This is a genomic window from Planococcus halocryophilus, from assembly GCF_022489025.1.
In the GTDB taxonomy this organism is placed as follows: Bacteria; Bacillota; Bacilli; order Bacillales_A; family Planococcaceae; genus Planococcus; species Planococcus halocryophilus_A.
In genome coordinates, this window is record NZ_JAKVTG010000005.1 from 179,657 (window position 1) to 198,118 (window position 18,462).

Annotated in this window: 13 protein-coding genes; 3 read left to right on the forward strand and 10 right to left on the reverse strand. The window is 41.3% G+C overall.

Annotation, left to right across the window (positions count from 1 at the left end):
• Positions 1-84: 84 nt before the first annotated feature.
• Positions 85-2,538: a S8 family serine peptidase gene (locus tag MLE13_RS08350; RefSeq protein WP_240749266.1), complete on the forward strand. Its 2,454-nt coding sequence runs from the start codon at positions 85-87 to the stop codon at positions 2,536-2,538.
• Between the two features lie 65 nt (positions 2,539-2,603).
• On the opposite strand, the gene MLE13_RS08355 is transcribed toward MLE13_RS08350, so the two are convergent.
• From MLE13_RS08355 to MLE13_RS08380, 6 genes are all read right to left on the reverse strand, one after another.
• Positions 2,604-3,092 (reverse strand): DUF4825 domain-containing protein, encoded by a 489-nt coding sequence (locus MLE13_RS08355; protein WP_240749267.1) that lies wholly within the window; start codon positions 3,090-3,092, stop codon positions 2,604-2,606.
• A 145-nt stretch (positions 3,093-3,237) separates the two neighbouring features.
• A complete protein-coding gene (locus tag MLE13_RS08360) occupies positions 3,238-6,456 on the reverse strand; it encodes a M36 family metallopeptidase (RefSeq protein WP_240749268.1) in 3,219 nt (1,072 codons plus the stop codon).
• Between the two features lie 236 nt (positions 6,457-6,692).
• Positions 6,693-7,595 carry a hypothetical protein gene (locus MLE13_RS08365; RefSeq protein WP_240749269.1) on the reverse strand — a complete coding sequence of 301 codons (903 nt, stop codon included), beginning with the start codon at positions 7,593-7,595 and terminating at the stop codon, positions 6,693-6,695.
• A gap of 75 nt (positions 7,596-7,670) precedes the next feature.
• Positions 7,671-8,129: an inner membrane protein YiaA gene (yiaA, locus tag MLE13_RS08370; RefSeq protein ID WP_240749270.1), complete on the reverse strand. Its 459-nt coding sequence runs from the start codon at positions 8,127-8,129 to the stop codon at positions 7,671-7,673.
• A gap of 251 nt (positions 8,130-8,380) precedes the next feature.
• Positions 8,381-9,745, reverse strand: a complete 1,365-nt coding sequence (locus MLE13_RS08375; protein WP_240749271.1) for a sensor histidine kinase — start codon at positions 9,743-9,745, stop codon at positions 8,381-8,383.
• A complete protein-coding gene (locus MLE13_RS08380) occupies positions 9,735-10,409 on the reverse strand; it encodes a response regulator transcription factor (RefSeq protein ID WP_240749272.1) in 675 nt (224 codons plus the stop codon). Before MLE13_RS08380 ends, MLE13_RS08375 begins: the two co-directional genes overlap by 11 nt.
• A 162-nt stretch (positions 10,410-10,571) precedes the next feature.
• On the opposite strand from MLE13_RS08380, the gene MLE13_RS08385 reads away from it, so the two are divergent.
• Both MLE13_RS08385 and MLE13_RS08390 read left to right on the forward strand, forming a co-directional pair.
• Positions 10,572-11,420 (forward strand): hypothetical protein, encoded by an 849-nt coding sequence (locus MLE13_RS08385; protein WP_240749273.1) that lies wholly within the window; start codon positions 10,572-10,574, stop codon positions 11,418-11,420.
• Between the two features lie 216 nt (positions 11,421-11,636).
• Positions 11,637-12,953 carry an acetamidase/formamidase family protein gene (locus MLE13_RS08390; protein WP_240749274.1) on the forward strand — a complete coding sequence of 439 codons (1,317 nt, stop codon included), beginning with the start codon at positions 11,637-11,639 and terminating at the stop codon, positions 12,951-12,953.
• A gap of 102 nt (positions 12,954-13,055) precedes the next feature.
• Here the strand turns inward: MLE13_RS08390 and MLE13_RS08395 are convergent, their stop codons facing one another.
• From MLE13_RS08395 to MLE13_RS08410, 4 genes are all read right to left on the reverse strand, one after another.
• Positions 13,056-14,231, reverse strand: a complete 1,176-nt coding sequence (locus MLE13_RS08395; RefSeq protein WP_240749275.1) for an iron-containing alcohol dehydrogenase — start codon at positions 14,229-14,231, stop codon at positions 13,056-13,058.
• Positions 14,232-14,274: 43 nt separating this feature from the next.
• Positions 14,275-15,696, reverse strand: coding sequence for an aldehyde dehydrogenase family protein (locus MLE13_RS08400; RefSeq protein WP_240749276.1), 1,422 nt, complete (start codon positions 15,694-15,696; stop codon positions 14,275-14,277).
• Between the two features lie 17 nt (positions 15,697-15,713).
• On the reverse strand, positions 15,714-17,111 hold the full coding sequence (locus tag MLE13_RS08405; RefSeq protein ID WP_240749277.1) for a DUF3360 domain-containing protein: 1,398 nt from the start codon (positions 17,109-17,111) through the stop codon (positions 15,714-15,716).
• A gap of 126 nt (positions 17,112-17,237) precedes the next feature.
• The gene (locus MLE13_RS08410) at positions 17,238-18,242 is read right to left on the reverse strand and encodes a LacI family DNA-binding transcriptional regulator (RefSeq protein ID WP_240749278.1); all 1,005 of its coding nucleotides are present in this window, start codon (positions 18,240-18,242) and stop codon (positions 17,238-17,240) included.
• Positions 18,243-18,462 lie beyond the last annotated feature (220 nt).

The following is an 18,462-nucleotide window of genomic DNA, read 5'->3' on the forward strand; positions in this document are numbered from 1 at the left end:
CCTCTGCGTAATAGGCAAGCTATAGTAAAAAGATGATAATTAAATTAAGATTTTTCAAACTATTGAGAAAAGGAGAATGATGAAATGAAAAAGATTTTGTTGATCGTTACGATGTTGTTCTTGATCTTCCCAGCTTTCTCTACCGCTAATGCAAACAGCTCGCAGTCAACTACTACTGCACAGGTAGATGAAAAAGTCTGGTCGGCTCTTTCCAAAGGAGCGACAGAAGTTATTGTTACATTCCGAGGAGATCAAAAACCCACAGAGGCTCAGCTTGATCTGCTGGAAGGGTTAGGAATTAAATCCGCCATTAGTATGCAGAGCCTCCCAATTGTGGGTGCTTTCGCAACAAAACAACAAATCGAAGAACTAGCGCAAAACCCTGAAGTACAATCTGTTTTCTTAAACGAAAAACTTGAGTATTTCAATGCTGATGCCAACATGATTACGGGCGTTGATAAAGCACAAAATGATAATAACTTCAGAAAACAAAATGGTGGATTACCGGTTTCTGGTGATGGTATCGGAGTGGTTGTCAATGACAGCGGCGTTGATGGCACACATAAAGACCATGAACTTGGTAGAAATCTTGTACAAAACGTTTTAGGATCAACAAATCTTCAAAGCATCACAGGCATTCTTCCCGTTTCTTATACAGAAGACGTTCCAAACACTGACACAAACTCTGGACACGGTACTCACGTAGCTGGAACTGTTGGCGGTACTGGCGCAATGTCTGGTGGTAAATACGAAGGAGCCGCTCCTGGCGCTGACTTGATCGGCTATGGTTCTGGTGGTGCATTATTCGTCCTTGATGGTATCGGAGGTTTCGATTACGCGATTACGCATCAAACAGAATACAATATCCGTGTGATCACAAACTCATGGGGTTCTGGTGGAGATTTTGTACCAACTCACCCGATCAACTTAGCTAGTAAAAAAGCGTATGACCGCGGAATCGTTGTTTTATTCGCCGCTGGTAACGCAGGTCCTGGTTCAGATACACACAATCCATATGCAAAAGCTCCTTGGGTCATTTCAGTTGGAGCTGGTGAAAAAGATGGTACGCTTGCTGACTTTTCTTCTCGCGGAACAAAAGATGTAGGTGGCACATTTGACCTTCACGGAAAAACTTGGTCTTGGAAAGACGAACCTTCTATCGTTGCTCCTGGCGTTGATATTGTATCAACAAGAACGGTTTCTCCAGTTACATCATTAGCAGCAGAAAAAGATGCGACAACACTTGAACCAGCACATCTTCCTTATTACACGACGATGAGCGGAACTTCAATGGCAACACCGCACGTAGCAGGAATCACAGCATTACTGTTAGAAGCAGATCCAACACTTTCACCTGACGAAGTAAAATCACTTCTTCAAAACACGGCGACAAACATGCCAGGTTATGAAACATGGGAAGTTGGCGCTGGCTATGTAAATGCTTATGCAGCACTCGATTCAATTTTCAACAACAAAACATATGGTGCAACATTAAACAGCGAAAAAACATTTAATGCGAACGTTTCAGAACAAACAAAACGCGAAGATTTCTCAGTTGATTATGTAGTAGCTAAAAGTACACAACATAACTTTTCTGTAGAACAAGGCGTTTCGATCTTGTCTGCAAAAGTAAATGCAGAAGGTCTTCTTGGAGAAACAGGTAACCCAGTAAACTTGGTCCTAATTTCTCCAGACGGCACAGAATACAGCTCAGGTATTAGTTTATTGTTTGCGACAACTTATGACCGTACTGTTATTGTTAACAACCCAGTTCCGGGTCAATGGAAAGCAGAAGTCCGCGGCTTACGCGGCAATGATGCAAATCCGGTTGGCCTTGCATTTCCGGAAACAGTAGAAGGCGTTCTTTCGTTCACAAAAGTAAATGGCATCACTGGACTAACTGATATCGCGGGTCACGCTGCAGAACCAGCAATCGCGATGGGCGTCAAAAACCATTTATTCGATTCTAACTCTCAAGGGAAATTTAGACCTGATGCTAAACTAACTCGTGCAGATCTTGCTACTTACTTAGTAATGGGTGCTGAAATTCGTCAAAGCCTTCCTGGAACAGCAAGCTTTAACGACATTTCTTCTGACTTCACTCCATTTGCAGAAGCCGTTACAGCTAAAGGATCAGCTTTCCGTGATTATGCTCAATTCGCTAATGGCGTTATGAAAGCAAAAGCAAGCGGTAAATTCGATCCGACAGGGAGCGTAACAAAAGCTGAACTTGCTTACTCATTAGTTCAAAGTTTAGGTTTGCAAAAACAAGCAGAATCTTTCTCAGGCAACGTAACCGTTCAATATAAAGATGAACGTATTGCGATTAAAGACCAAGACAGCATCCCTGCTGACTTGAAAGCATATGTTCAACTTGCACTAGACCTTAACATCTTAAACGCTCAGTTCTCAGTTACTCAAGGTAAATATGATCTTGTACCAACAGTACAAGCAACATTTAACCCTAGTGAGCAAGTATTACGCGGTGATTTCGCGGTAGCATTTAGCCGCCACCACGAAGCATTCTTCACAAACTAATCAACAAAACCCCGTAGTTGCCAAACTGGCAGCTGCGGGGTTTTTGCTGTTCTTGAGTGCAAACACTACTTTAAAAATTGCGTTACCTCTTCACTATTTTCTACATGCGCTTGGATAAGCTCTTTTAGTTTTTCTTCACTCTCAATTTCTCTTAAGTTTACTTTGTACCAGCCTTCTAGTTCTTCTCTCGTTAGTTTAAACTCTTCGACACCATCCACTGTTTCAAACTTCAGCATGACCCAGTCCACATTTTGGATTAACGTAAATAAATAAGAAGCGTTATTAATAACGGTTTCATGTAGATCGATAGCTGATTCTGACCAATCATAGTCGACAATGATTCCATAAGGTTGTTCTTTCGTTTGAAGTTCGATTCCTCGAAAATAGTCAGCTCCTTGCAAGTGGATCACCGTATTCACCACTGCATTATTATCCCCTACATACGAATCTTTATAGTTAAATAAATCATCAAATGAATTGTCTGCCTTGAAATTACAGGCACTTAATAAAGTCAGGACCACTAACAAAACCAAAGCTTTCTTCAGTCGATTCAATTTCCCTCTCCCTTTTTATTCTTCTCCATTACTTTAACGATTCAAGCCTTCTGGAGTTTCATTGTGTGCAAACCAAATCAAAAACCGTTAGAGAAAAATGGTGAATTTTTCTCTAACGGTTTTATAGTTAAGACGTATATAGTTTTTAATATGGGCTTAGAGCTGTAAATGTGAATGGTACGTTTGCTCCACTGTACAATCCAACATAGACGTAAGCAGTGCCACCAGGAATGACTCCTGTTTCATCAGCTCCAGAAGTAGCAACTGATCCGATGACTTCAAAGTTCTTGTTATAGAAATAAACGTCATAATCGTAGTCACTTTCTGCTGAGCTTGTCAGGTTAAATGTATGAATTCCGTCTCCGTATGGCGAAGGCAACGTCACTACGTAACCGTCCAAACCTTGTGTCGTCGGAGTTGGATTTTGGGTAGTCACAAATTCATTTTCCGTTACCGCAAGGGTCGCACCCACATCAGCTAAGTTGCCGATGCCTGTTCCAGCATTTCCTGCTGTGACTGTCCCTGTAGCTACAAATGGCTCTTCAGGCTCTAGCACAAGCGGCGAAATTTTTGTTTTGCCTGGTCCGAATGCTTGCAGTTCAGCTACTTGAATATAGCCAGCTGCATTGTTTTGTGCGTTTTTCACAACCAGTTTCAAGTATTTCGCTTCTACTGTTTTTTCTAGTTCGTATTCTTTGTAGTGTAAATCAGGTGTAGCTGGACGTGGAATCGAAGCTGTAAATTCACTGTCTACAATCTCCGTCCACGTTTCCCCGTCTATAGAAGAAAGTACCGTAAAGTCTTTGATTGTCGCAAATCTTCCTTTGGAGATGTCTTTAAAGGCACTGACGTTGACGCTAGACACTTTAACCGCTTTATCCGTTGCCAAATCAACAACAAATTCTGCGCCTGTAAAGCCGCCTTCTTGAGCTTCAGATGCGTATACACTCGCTTCTGTATCATCAATGGCCATTTTCACTTGGTTGCTGTCAGACTCACTAGACACGCTCGTAACTGCTGCACCATTTGATGAAGAGGCAACATTTGGTTCTAACGAAATTTTCAGTGCTTTGTTTTTACCTGTATCAATTTCAACATCTTTTAGTGTGCGTGAACCAAAGCCTTTTGCTTGGATGGTGATGTCGTAAGTCCCTGCTAGCATCGGAACGCCAAATGCGCCTTTTTCTGCTGTTTTCGTAACGGCACTTGTTCTAGCTTCATATTCACCAATAATGATGCGAACATCTTCAACTGGTTTATTCGTAGCGGCGTTAATAATCTTGCCGGCGAACAAACCATTTTTGTCATTTATCGGATGGTTATAAGCAGGTGTTGGGTCGGTATCGTTGCCGCCATTTGAAGCTGCATTAAATCCTAACCCGCGACTTGCAAAGGCTGCCCACAATGTGTCGTAATGTTTCCCGCCGTAACGTTCTGTATCGGCCGCAATGATGGCATCGCGCATATCTACCATTGACGGATTGGGAGCAGAAATTGGCATCGCATCGATGACCAATTGCTCAACAACTTTCTCACCTGCTTCTTTGCCAAGTGACGCTAGCAAATCTTCTCTAACTTTCCAAAGAATCGCAGCCCAAATTTCTCCGTCTGCGTGAACTTCAGGTCCGATAATATCAAAGCCGATATCACCGTATTGCAATGGGCTATCTTCTAACGCCCAGCTGCGAATTCCACGTTCTTCGTTGCCTGTTACGTAAGCACCAACAACCGCTTTGTCTTGCAAGTTATTTTTGATCAAGTAATGCATCGCAAACCAATCTCCCCAAGCTTCACCCATCGAACCTGCCTGGTGGCTGCCAAGAGACTCTCCGCCTGCGACTAAGCGTGTAGACAATGCGTGAGAATATTCATGATAAATAATTCCTGCATCGTAATCGCCGTCTGCATATTCACCTTCAAACGCGCCTGCAATCGGCTCCCATAAGAACATCCCGCTCCATGCCGGCAGCCCGTCTGGTAAGGTCAGCATATAAGCGTTATCGCGACCCGTGTAGGTTGGTTCCCCGCCTGACGCCGCTCCTGCTTGAACCAATCCCATAATGGCATCGCCCTCAGAGCCGCCTTTGCCAAAGTTTGTTGTTTGAAGATTTCCTGCCCCTTCAACCCATCCAAGTTTATAGAAATAATCATGGAACAAATTGTGGTGATAAAATAGATTCGTTGTTGCACTGTTGACGTCTTCTGCATAAGAAGGCGGCAATGCTTGCCCCTTACTCTTTTGCCAAGCATTTAAGAATGGGTATTTAAATTGTCCTAATGGATTAACCGGTCGAACCGCTTGATCGGCTGGCGCTAAAAAGTTACTCCAGTTGGCAAACGAATTTGCATTGTTCCCAAGTGTCGTAACGCCAAGTTCACTTGTCGGAAGTAACCAGCCATTTGGTGAAGCAGCAGCGTCACCTTTAAAGGATTTATTGACCATCGTCCCACCTTTAGATGACCCCGGATAGTTTTCAAAAATCGCACCTTCGGGATTTAAATGTTGAACAAGTGAACGTTCGTATAGCCGTTCTCCTGTTTTTGCATCAATAATCACTTCTGCACCTTCTTGAAGTTCTTCGATATACAAGACGCGGTAAACCGGTCTCATTTCATCGCCTTTCGAAAATACCGCTTTTTTGACGTATTGTTTTGTCGGTAATACATTGTTCCCGTCAAACACTTTCCAACCATTTGCTTGTCCTGCTGCTTTAGCTGTATACGATAAATTTGGTTGTTCTAATGAAATGACTTTGTTTAATGCATCTGCTTCGGATAACGCAAAGTCATTTACAAAAGATTTTGCTTTCGACAAATTGCCTGTTACGGATAATATCTGTCCCGATTTATTGACCGCGACAATTACGCGTCCACCAAAAATTGACTCGATTCCGTCAAATGATTGTTGGAATGTAACAGGTTGAAGACCTGTGCCAGGCACTTTATAATTGCGAATTACTTTTAAGGAATCGATATCTTTTTCAGCTAATCCAAAAACTTCAGCGTTGGCTTTTAACCAGCCGCGCGCAATTGTCTCTGCAGAACCTGAAGATGGAGCTGTTAAATACCCTTTATCTTTTACGATGGATGAAGGTGTACCAAACATTTTGTTCCACTGAACTTTGGTTCCGCTTCCAATGGAATCGATTAATTTATTGGTTGCTAGTAATTGTTTGCTCGTAGGGATTACGCCACTCAGCACATTTCGAGCGTCATACAATTGTTCATGTGATTGTGTTTCCAAAACACTTGTTGAAGCGATCGGTCCTGAAATCTCCATGGCATTTGTGGTAAAAGGAATTAATAAGGAACTTGCTAAGACAGCCGAACCCAATACAGAAAATACTTTTTCCTTCTTCTTCATCATAAATCCCCATTTCTCCATTATAATCGTGACACTTTGTACTTGTTCTTCACTATAAGGTAAAGTCCTACCCAATAGTTGATAAACACTGACTAAGCAGTAGTAAGACTGTTACAAGGTAGTAGCGAGGAATAGACTATTGGTAGTAGGCTTAGTGGATAGTTAGAGAAAGTCGAGTTTAAACAAGAAAAAACCGCCTATCTCGGTTGAGAGAAGAGCGGTTGAGCTTCTAAGGATTACTTTTGGTATTCGTTTTTCACTGTTCCAACAAGTAGCCCGATTACTTGACCTTTAAATTGATCTGAAACTGATTTGCCGGATGGGTCTTTGTAATACAGAAGGTTTGTTTCTTCAATATAAGTAAAGCCCATATCTAGAAATTTGTTCTTTAAAGCTGCTGGCATTTGGTCACTGCCTGTCAGTTCTTTAAAGTAAGACGTTGTTGCAATCGACACGTCTACATCGTCAAGGCTAGATTTTAACATGAATAAATCCTTGTCACTTTTTATAATCCATTGTCCTTTAGAGTGGATGGCTATTTGCAAGTATTCCAAACCAGAGATTCCTTCCAAGTTCACGCCGTAAATACCATTAATCAGCACTCGGCTCGCTACTCCAGTAAGTGAATAATCATGTTGTTTTATATAGAGGTCCATTACTTCGTTTTTCATCATGCTCATAATCTGCTCGTCTTTTACTTTAGATGTCGGTGCTTCTCCCAAAGAAACTCGCAAGCTTTTCATAATGTCATCCGAATATACGGTCAGTTTGCTGCCATAATTCATTTCTGAAACCGTGTTCAAATTAATCGAAAAGACTTCTTTTACTGCTCGACGAACTTCGTTGCCTTTTAGCTTTTCACCAAATGATGCCAAGTAGTAATCCATGACTTGCGTTTTCGGCAATTTGTTGATGGCGCTATCTTTTTGCGTAGATTTTGCGTCTTCTCCTAAATCAACGCGTACCGCTTCCATCACTTTTTTCGAGTACTTGGTCTCTTGTTTGTTTTGCTGCATTTGTTCCGTTTCTGGCTTAGCGCTTGTCGATGTTTCTTGTGCAAAGACATTACCGGCTGCCCCTGTAAATAAAACGCTTGTTACGATAGTCGATAACATTAATTTTTTAACTTGGATTTTCAACTGGTTTCCTCTTTCTGTTCGTTAAATTTTGTCTTTGATTAGTAGAGTGATCTTACAAAGTTCTTACGCCTCTCACTACTCATCCATATTGTTCGCTTCTTCTGTATCGCGAACGTTTTTTTGCACCGTTACAACAGCAAACAAACTCAAGACAAACGAAATGCCGTAAAAGCCTTTTTCGCTCAGCGTGATACTGCCGGCATTAAACAAACCAATCGCCATAAGTGCGATTGCAGAAATGAGTGCAAACCAGCTAATGCCGTAATACAAATTGGTAACGCGGATTCCTTCGTCGCGGTCTCTTACCGCTTTTTGCAGCGACACAGCAGAATAAAGCCCAAGAATCATGACTGTAATATAATAGCCTTTTTCGTTTAACTCCATTCCCGCATTATATAAACCGATCAAATACGTTGATACCCCGATGAGCAACGCTCCCCAAGATGCACCTTTAAACGCACCAGTCGGTTCTCCGAGCCTACGTTTTTCTACCGTTTTCTTCGCGAATACGTCTTCTTCTCTATCATCTAACATATACATATCCCCTGTCTTATCATATTGCGGATTTCTCTCTTTTTGCACCGCTGTCTCAATTTTACAAAAATATTTTATTACGATTATTCTACCATATATGGGAGAGAGCAGAACGATTGTTTTTGAATACATTATTTGAAAGAGCAATGAGGAACCAGTTAAAAAGCCGCCAAACAGAATAACTTCTGCTAGCGGCTTTTACTTGTTTCATTTTTCAGCTTAAATAGAAGCGTGGAGCGATTCGAAAAAAACTACCTATCCTTACCACTTGGAATCGATACTTGAAATAACGATCCTTGTCCTGAGGCACTTTCCACCCAAATCGTTCCGCCGTGTGCGTCGACAATCCATTTGCCGATTGCTAAACCAAGTCCATGTCCACCTTCTTTTCGCGTCCGTGCTTTATCTGCTCGGTAAAAGCGATTGAAAATATGATCCTGGTCTGCAGCTGCAATGCCAATGCCAGTATCACGTACGGCAAGCAGTAAAGAATCGCTACGCATTTGCAATGTGACAGCGACACTGCCGCCTTCTGGTGTGTAATTAATCGCGTTGTCGAGAAGAATTGATAGCAACTGAACTAGTTTATCGCAATCTGCATATACATTTACTTCGGCAGGTGCTTCTAGTGTTAAATCGATTTTTTTAGCAGTAGCTCTTGCCTTGAAAGATTCTATTAACTGTTCGCTCGCTGGAGTTAAGTTGCACCAGTTACGAATCAGCGCATTGGCATCTGGTGAATCCGCCTGTGCTAGTGTCAACAAATCACTAACCAATACGGTCATTCGACGAACCTCATGTTTTAACCCATCCAAAATACGCCCGGTAAAAGAGTCTTTTTCTTCCCGCTCCATTTCAAGCACTTCTATAGAAGACAAAATAGTACTCAGCGGTGTCCGCAACTCGTGTGATGCGTTCGCCACCAATTCACGTTGCTGGTTGTAACTCCGCTGAACCGGAACGAGTGCCCGTTTTGACATGATATAACTAAGCACAATTCCGATACCAATAAAGAGAACAGCTAGCCCACTAAGTACGATGACGGTCCAACGGAAAATCCGTGTGATATTGGAAATGTCGAGACCGATATACATCGTACCGACAACGTCTCCGTCAACCTTGACCGGACGTGCTAAAGCGAGAACAGTAAAATCAAAATTTTGGAACTCACTAAAGTCAGGATTTTCCGTTGGGATCGTAATAGTCTCTTGTTTAATTTCTGTTTCGTTAGGCGTCCAACTAGAAATAAGGTCCAAATACAATGACTGTAGCTGTTCAATGCCTTCATTAGATACTACAAGCTCGCCATCTGATGTTTGTACGTAATAAAACAATTGATTTTCTGCTAGAAATTGCTGACGCGGTAATCTTCGCGCAGGAGCAGCCGGACCAAAGGTTTCTCTGCGAAGCTCCGTTATTTCTTGTTCGGCAAGCTGTCGGAGTTCCTGCTCTTGTTCAGTAAAAACGACTTGGTACAAGATGAATAACACAATTGCTACAAAGAGGATTAAAAAGACGGAAAAAATGCCGCTGTAAAACAAGGTTAAACGTTTATGCGTTGCACGAAAGACATCTGTCGTTTTTTTAGCCTGCTTTGATCTTTTTTTACGCTTCAATTTTATACCCCACCCCGCGAACCGCTTTGATAAAATCTTCTTTGCTGGTGCGGTTAATTTTCTTCCTTAATAACTTCACCGTAGCATCAATCGTTTTTAAAGACACTTCGGCATCAAGTCCCCATATACGGTCGAGTATCAATTCGCGGGTCAGCACTTGTCCACGATTTACTACAAGCAATTCGAATAACTGAAACTCACGCGGTGTAAGTAAAATTTCTTCTTTTTGATAGTAGAGCGTATGACTTGTTCGATTTAACAACAACTCGCCAAGCATCACCGTTTCTTCTCGTATTGGTGTACGCGTGCGCCGCGTTAGCGCATTGAGCCGCGCCCATAATTCTTCAATTTCAAACGGCTTGACGATATAATCATCCGCTCCGGCATCAAGCCCTTCTACTCGGTCCGGTACAGCCCCTTTGGCCGTCAACATTAATACCGCACCGCTATAACCTGCTTCACGTAAATGCCGACAAACCGAAACGCCATCGCCATTTGGCATCATCCAGTCGAGAATGACAACATCATAAAAAGAGGCTTGTGCATAAGCAATGGCATCTTCACCTTCTGTTACCCAGTCGACGACAGAAGCTCCTTTTTTCTTTAATAAATGAACGATCAGTTCACCAAGGCGTTCATCATCTTCAGCTAATAGCACTTTCATGTGAATACCCCTCTCTCAAAAATCCCTTTTTATCTTTTTTAAAAATAACACACCTTAATGAAAAACAAATGAAAATTCTTTTTCAATTTCACTAAACTTTCACTAACCCTCTTTATAGTAAGCAGTGTAAGGCATCACATCAAAACTTAGGAGGAATCGTAAATGAATAAAAAATTTAGTTTATTAATCGCTTCAAGTGCATTATCAATTGGAGTTGTGGGATCTGCAGTGGGTCCCGTATTTGCATCAGAAACAACAGAGGCTTTAACAGAAAACGCAACTGAACAAAGTGCTACAGCTGTTTCAAAGGATAAAGAAGAGCGCCGTAGTCCTTTTGCCGATTTGGATGACGAAACAAAAGATCAAGCTAAAGCAATCCTAGATGAACTCCAAGACGACGCCATTACAAAAGAAGAAGCTCAAACTCAGCTCCAAGCACTTGGCATTGAACTACCTGAGATGGGCGAACTTCAAGGGAAAGGCAATCGCCACGGCAATCCATTCGCAGATTTAGATGAGGAAACACAAACTCAAGCTAAAGCGATCATGGACGAACTAAAAGATGGCACGTTAACAAAAGAAGAAGCGCAAACTCAGCTCCAAGCACTTGGTATTGAACTACCTGAGATGGGCGAACGTCAAGGGAAAGGTAATCGCCACGGCAATCCATTCGCAGATTTAGATGAGGAAACACAAACTCAGGCTAAAGCGATCATGGACGAACTAAAAGATGGCACGTTAACGAATGAAGAAGCTCAGGCTCAACTTGAAGCACTTGGAATTGAAGCGCCTGAATTGAAAGGAGATCGTTTCGCAGACTTGGATGAAGAAACACGCACACAAGTCGAAGCGATTCTCGATCAAGTTAAAGAAGGTACGTTGACGAAAGAAGAAGCGCAGACTCAGCTTGAAGCATTTGATGTCGAACTTCCTAAACAACGCGGTGGGGCTAAAAAGCACCGTGGAGAACGCGATAATACAGCTGACGAAAATTCTGACGAAGGCTTGTAAAAAATAAGAAAAATCGGTACCTTTGGGTGCCGATTTTTTTATGGAAATATGGTTTGCGATTTTACGTTATGAAAGTATAGCTAGAAAAATCGATTGAATTCTCTTACTGAACTACTTTGCTTAGTAACTCCTTCTCTTCCGAAACATTCTTCAGTCTCTTTAAATTGTTAAAAGCTAACCAAAGATATATAATCCAAGTAGTCTGACAATTAGAAAATGAGGAGGATTAGCGTGAACAAAACGGCTGTAGAAACTTTATTTGTTAATCATTTCGTTGATGGTATTTTGGATCCAGAAAAAGAGATGTTAGGACCTGTGAAAGACGGAGGATATATTATTGCAAATACGGCTCCTGGCTGTTGGGGACCGATGATGACGCCAAGCATCAAAGGCGGACATGAAGTAACAAAACCTGTTTATGTCGAAGGTGCAGAACCGGGTGATGCCATTGCGATTCGAATTCAGGCAATCACCGTAACTTCCCAAGCAACAGCGTCTGGAAACGACCAAATGATAGAAGATCGTGCAGATGGCGATGGTTATGTGGCAGCGAAATGTCCAGAATGCGGAACAAAGAACCCAGAAACCGTTATCAAAGGTATTGGCATCGAAGCCATCCGCTGTGCGAATTGCGGTGCAGATGCCTCTCCCTTTATTTTCACGAATGGCTATACCATGTTCTTTGGTGAAAATGGCGATGTTGGCCTCACTTTGCCACAAGGCGCAGCGGAAACGATTGCAGAAGCTGGCCGATTTTACATGAAGACTCCTGAAGCATCTATTCAAAATCCAGTCGTCACGTTTGCACCGCATGACCTTGTTGGCACGATGGCGCGTATGCGTCCCTTCCTCGGCCAATTAGGCACGACGCCATCACGGCCAACGCCAGATTCCCATAATGCTGGAGATTTTGGTTCGTTCTTGGTCGGCGCCACTCATGACTATAAGAGCACTCAAGAAGAATTGGAAACCCACCGTACGGATGGTCATTTGGATGTTAACCGCGTGCGTGCTGGCGCTATCCTTATTTGCCCAGTTAAAGTCGCAGGTGGTGGCATTTATCTTGGAGATATGCACGCCATGCAAGGGGATGGTGAAATTGCAGGGCATACAACTGACGTTTCAGGAATTACCCACCTTCAAGTTCATGTTCTCAAAGGCTTGAACATTAAAGGACCGATTTTGCTGCCAAATGTCGAGGATTTGCCATATACCGCAAAACCATTCACAGCTGAAGAAAAAAGATCCGCTCAGCAAATTGCGGACAATTGGAACGTTGCCAAAATAGAAGAATCCTATCCCGTTTCCTTTATCGGGTCCGGCCCAAACTTAAATGACGCTACCGATAACGGCTTAAAACGCGCTGCTGACTTTTTCGGCGTGACCATCCCGGAAATCATGAATCGCTCAACGATTACGGGCGCGATTGAAATCGGGCGCCACCCAGGCGTAGTGACGGTAACATTCCTCGCCCCAGAACCGTATTTAACGAAAACTGGCTTACTTGATCTGGTCAAAACTCAATACGGATAATACAAAAAAACCGTCACTCCAGAAAAGGAGTGACGGTTTTTTGATCACTTGTGAACGTTAATTCTCTCTGTAATCTAGTCTGCTTTAGTTATTACTTAATCTTTATTTTTCTACAACTTCACCTTTAAAAGCTGCTTGGTAAATCGTGAAAATGTCTTCTCTCTCTAATGGCATTGGACTTCTTGCTAAAATTCTCTTTTGCTTAATGCCATCATCCGCAAGACTATCCAAAGCATCTTCTTGAATGCCGAATTCTTTTAATGACAATGGAATTCCTACATCGGCCACTAGCTTTTTCAGCTCTTCAATGCATTTTAAAGAAGCTTCTTCTTGAGACAACTGATTCGAACTAAAGCCCATCGCTTCTAAAATATCTTTCATTCTTTTTTCGCAGCTTTGGCGAATATAGCCCATGACGTACGGCAATAGAACAGCATTCGATTCACCATGTGAAATGTGGAATTGCCCGCCTAAAGGATAGGCTAATGCATGAACACCTGCTACGCCCGCATTGAAAAACGATAAGCCGGCCAAATAACTTCCATAGCTCATATCCGTACGCGCTTCTTTATTTTCTCCATCTGCTACAGCCGTTCGGATAGAGCCGCTAATTAAACGGATTGCTTGCAAGGCAAGTGCATCAGTCACCGGGTTCGCATTTTTAGACACATAGGCTTCAATTGCATGCGTTAACGCATCGATCCCAGTAGCAGCTGTTACTTTTGGTGGCAACGATGTCGTTAATGCCGGATCCACTATGGCTACGTCAGGTAATAGATAGTCGTGAGTTACCACATCTTTCGAGGATTCCAATGATAGCACCGAAATATTGGTCACTTCTGATCCTGTTCCAGATGTTGTGGGGATCAATATTTTCGGTATGCCTTTATGAGTTAACGTACGACTCCCTGTTAAGTTCAAGTAGTCAGCAACTTTCCCTTCATGTGTTGCGAGAACTCCGGCCAATTTAGCTAAATCCAGCGCACTTCCTCCGCCTAACCCAATCACCAAATCAAATTTATGTTCTCTCGTGAAAGCGACTAGTTTCTCTCCTACTTCTAATGGAGGCTCCGGAACCACTTCTGTATAAACACTTGTTTTCCACCCTTGTGCTTGAAGCGGCTCAATAATTTTATTGGTCATCCCCAATTCTTCTAGAAGTGGATCTGTCACTATTAAAATATTGCTGGCATTTAAGCGAGTAACCTCACTTACTAGATGCTCTAATGAATCCCAACCAGTATAACTGATCGGAACAAACGTAATTTTGTTTGACACTCTAAACACTCCTTTTCAAATATCTTACGTGTAAAAGGATTTTTTAAGATTGATTCCAAATGACGAGTTTCATCTCAGTCATTTCTTCAATCGTGTACTTCAGTCCTTCTTTACCATTACCACTTTCTTTCACTCCACCATATGGCATTTGATCCACACGGAAAGTTGGAATGTCATTGATGAGTACGCCGCCCACTTGCAGCTTTTTAGATGCATTGAACGCAGTCTTAATATCATTGGTGAAAATAGCAGCTTGTAAGCCGTAATCGGAATTGTTGATTTCACTTATGCCTTGTTCAACCGATTGGATTGGGTTGACGATTACAACAGGCGCAAACACTTCTTGGCACGAAACTTTTGAGTCTGCAGAAACTTGTGTAAGTATAGTTGGTTGGAATACTTCATCTTCAACTTTTCCTCCAATAACTAACTTGGCCCCTTCAGCAACAGCTTCTTGTACCCACGTTTCAGCTCGTTGTTGTTCTTCTTTAGAAATCATAGCTGAAATTTCTGTTGTTGGATCCAGTGGATCTCCAACTTTCAGTTTTGTCGTTGCTTCTTTAAAGCGAGTGAGAAACTCTTCGATTAAGCTCTCCATTATATAAATCCGCTGCAACGAAATGCACACTTGTCCTTGGTTTGAAAAAGATCCGATTACAACCTTTTCAATCACCGTATCCATGTCTACACCTTCGTCAATAATAAGCCCTGAATTTGAACCAAGTTCTAAAGCTACTTTTTTCAATCCAGCTTTGTCTCGAATGCCTTTACCCACAGCCGGGCTCCCTGTAAAAGTAACCATCTTCACTTTTTCACTTTCAACTAAAACGTCGCCAACCGCTTTCCCACTGCCCGTCACCAAATTAAAAGCACCTTTTGGTAAATCTGTTTGGTCCAATAACTCTGCCAGTAAAAAAGCAGATAACGGTGTTTGAGAAGCTGGTTTTAAAACCATCGTATTTCCTGAGGCAATAGCCGGTCCAATTTTATGCGCAACTAAATTTTGTGGAAAGTTAAAAGGTGTTATAGCAGCGACAACGCCTACCGGTTCGCGCAGCGTATAGGCTAAGCGATTGCTTCCGCCTTTTGCTGCATCCATCGGAACCATTTCGCCAGTTAAGCGCTTTGCTTCTTCTGCTGCGAATTTATACGTTTCAATCGTACGATCCACTTCGCCTAATGCATATTTTAGTGGCTTTGAGGATTCTAATGAAATAAGTTTTGCCGCTCTTTCTCTATGCTCAATAAATAGTAAAACCAATTGTTCAAGAATTTCTGCCCGTTGATACGCCGTTAAATTTGCCATTTCTTCACTAGCGTTTGCAGCAGCATCAATAGCATGTTCTACATCTTCTTTTGACGCTTTTGGAATGTCTCCAATTTTTTCATTTGAATATGGTGAAAACAACTCAACATAGTCAGTGGTCTCTACCCATTGCTTATCAATATATAGATTCTTTTTCATGCGGTACATCCTTTCTTTTATAAAACAGAAGTTTCTTCTTTAACTTGTGAAGGTAAATCTTTCGTAAACGTTTTGTCTGTCTCATTCTTAAAGAAGTCTTTACCGTAGATTAATAAGCACAAGACGATTCCTATCGCAAAGGCCCAAGCTGCTCCTTTGATGACCAAAACCGCTCCGATAATCCCTGCGATCCCTAAGTCACTTTGGCTTCTTGCTTCTAAAATACCAACTTTCACACTGACATACCCTTGAATAAGAAGCGTTAAAGCAAGTGCTACACCTAGAATCGGTTGAACTAAACTAACAATCGGTAATAAGAGTAACCCGGTATTAGTTCCCCAACGGAATGAACCAGCACCACCAATAAAGGAATCCATCGCTTTTCTTCCGTCTTTAAATCGTTGAACAAGTACCACTTGCATAGCAGCCCATAACGGACCTGCCATTGTAACATCGGGTCCAAGGATACTCATTGCAGAGTTTCTTGTTCCAAAAATCAAATGCGCACGATTCGCATTGTAATCAATTTTTTCGTCTTCACGAGATAAATCTGCTTCTTTTACTAAAGCTTTTGTTTGCAATACGTCACCAAACAATACGATATACGCTGCAAAAACAGTTGGAATACCTGTTATAAACAGCATTAATGGTGGGAAGCCTAAACCGAAAACGGTGTAACCTGTCCATAAACCGATGAAATCGGGAGAACTAATTCCCCATTCAATGGCTGGCCAAGCAGCTTCACCAAACAGTGGTGCAATAACAATTGCGATAATAATGATTGGGAAAATGCCGAGCTTGCCGATTGTTCCCCAGAAATTATTCGTCAATTTAAGCTTGGTAAAATGTTTAGAGAAAAGTAAATAAAAACCGATTCCTACTGCAATCGAAATCGTCCATGGGTACGTTTCAAAACGACCACCTACTTCGAAAATAGAAGCAACTGCCGCAAAACCTGCGCCTAATATAATGCCTGATCTAATCGCAGATGGAATACTTGATACTACTTTTGAAGCTAATCCTGTAGATCCTAAGAAAATGGCAAACAACCCTAAGGTTAATTGAAATGCGATTAAAGCATGTACCCTTTCTGGACCTTCTGGAAATTGAAGACAGTACAGCATAATGAGTGGAATGGCTGGTGTAATCCATCCTGGAATAGTTGGATCACCTAGAAGATGATGCAATAAATAAAAGACGCCATTTAACATAACAATCGCTAAAGCAACTTCAAATGACATTCCAAGTAATTCTATTAATAACGGAATGGCTGCTAAATCTACCGCACACATCAATAACCCTTGAACATAATCTGGCCATTCGAACCGGTAATGAATAAACGGCAAACGAATTTTAAAAGGACCAGCTGGAATATACGGCGATTCTTCACCAAACTTTCGATTTTTCCATTTCATAACATATCCCCTATCTCTTTGTTAGTATCGTTATTTACAAATCCCCTTAATCCCCTGCAGAAAATGGAAGCGTAACCATTTATGATTAAAAAAATGGTTACGTAACCATTTAACTTAAAAAAGAATTCATACCTCCTTTTTCTTTTTAATTATTGTCTTTCTTTCAAATAGTCTAACAGCTTCTGTTATTTGAACACAAGGTTTATTTTTTTGTTGGATCATCTTAATAAGCTTTTCAATCGCAATTCTACCTAGATCAATTGGTGAAGAAATACCGACAGTCGTTAAATTAATCGAAGCATGTTGCCCAATTTTCACGTTATCAATTCCAATAATGCTAATGTCTTCAGGTACTTTATAACCTGCTGAAATATAAAAATCCATCATTTGTATGGCAATCGCATCTGTCGCCGCGCAAATTGCAGTGGGCTTTTCTGAAAGCTCTTCTAACTTCAAGAAAGTTTGATACAAATTTTCTTTACTTGTATTTCCGATGAATATTTTTTCTGGATTTATTGCCGCATTATTTTTTTGAAATGCTTTTAAAAACCCATCATAACGGCCTTTAAAAGTGCTCATTTCTGTCGGACCACCTATCCAGCAAACTTCTCTATGATTAAGTGAAAATAAATAATCCGTCGCCAAAAAGCCTGCTTGTTCGTTATCCATCTCTACGAAATTTTTATTGCTTTCGTGTTTTCTGTTGTACAAAATAAACGGAATTCCTGATTTCTCTAACTTCGCAAAAACTGGATCTTCCAATAACACCGATGACAAAATGATGCCATCCACTTTTTTTTCAAAAATAGAGTTATAAATCTCCTCTATATTTTCATCATTGGAGAAATGGACGTTTATTTTAAATCCATTTTCATTTGCATAATTAACAATGGATGTGGTCGTTTCAACAAAAAAAGGATTGTACAAAGGCCCTGAAATAAGCGCGATGGTATCGCTCTTTTTTTGTACAAGAGACCGCGCATTGCCATCTGGTATATAATTCAATTCATCAATTGCGGCCATTACTTTTCTATATGTCGGCTCTTTTACTAAATTAGGTGTATTTACCACGCGTGACACTGTCGTTTGTGAAACACCCGCATACTTTGCCACATCTTTTGACGATACCATTTAGACTCTCCGACCTTTCTCTACAAATTCTACCTAACTTTTACTTTATATGTATTACTTAAAGCTAGTTGATTTCCAAGAGATTTTCAACTTAAATCGAATTTTCTTTTTCTCGTTTATATTTTATAAATAATAATAATAATAGTTGTGCCTTTACTCAAGATAAAAAAATGCAGCACTTTGCGATAGATCATCACAAAGTGCTGCATGTAGTAATTAT

What these genes read in the sequence shown, in the direction of transcription:
- MLE13_RS08410 (WP_240749278.1), bottom strand. Translation starts at nt 18,242, where the DNA reads ATGGTATCGTCAAAAGATGTGGCAAAGTATGCGGGTGTTTCACAAACG.
- MLE13_RS08360 (WP_240749268.1), bottom strand. Translation starts at nt 6,456, where the DNA reads ATGAAGAAGAAGGAAAAAGTATTTTCTGTATTGGGTTCGGCTGTCTTA.
- MLE13_RS08385 (WP_240749273.1), top strand. Translation starts at nt 10,572, where the DNA reads ATGAATAAAAAATTTAGTTTATTAATCGCTTCAAGTGCATTATCAATT.
- MLE13_RS08405 (WP_240749277.1), bottom strand. Translation starts at nt 17,111, where the DNA reads ATGAAATGGAAAAATCGAAAGTTTGGTGAAGAATCGCCGTATATTCCA.
- yiaA (WP_240749270.1), bottom strand. Translation starts at nt 8,129, where the DNA reads ATGTTAGATGATAGAGAAGAAGACGTATTCGCGAAGAAAACGGTAGAA.
- MLE13_RS08380 (WP_240749272.1), bottom strand. Translation starts at nt 10,409, where the DNA reads ATGAAAGTGCTATTAGCTGAAGATGATGAACGCCTTGGTGAACTGATC.
- MLE13_RS08350 (WP_240749266.1), top strand. Translation starts at nt 85, where the DNA reads ATGAAAAAGATTTTGTTGATCGTTACGATGTTGTTCTTGATCTTCCCA.
- MLE13_RS08400 (WP_240749276.1), bottom strand. Translation starts at nt 15,696, where the DNA reads ATGAAAAAGAATCTATATATTGATAAGCAATGGGTAGAGACCACTGAC.
- MLE13_RS08390 (WP_240749274.1), top strand. Translation starts at nt 11,637, where the DNA reads ATGAGGAGGATTAGCGTGAACAAAACGGCTGTAGAAACTTTATTTGTT.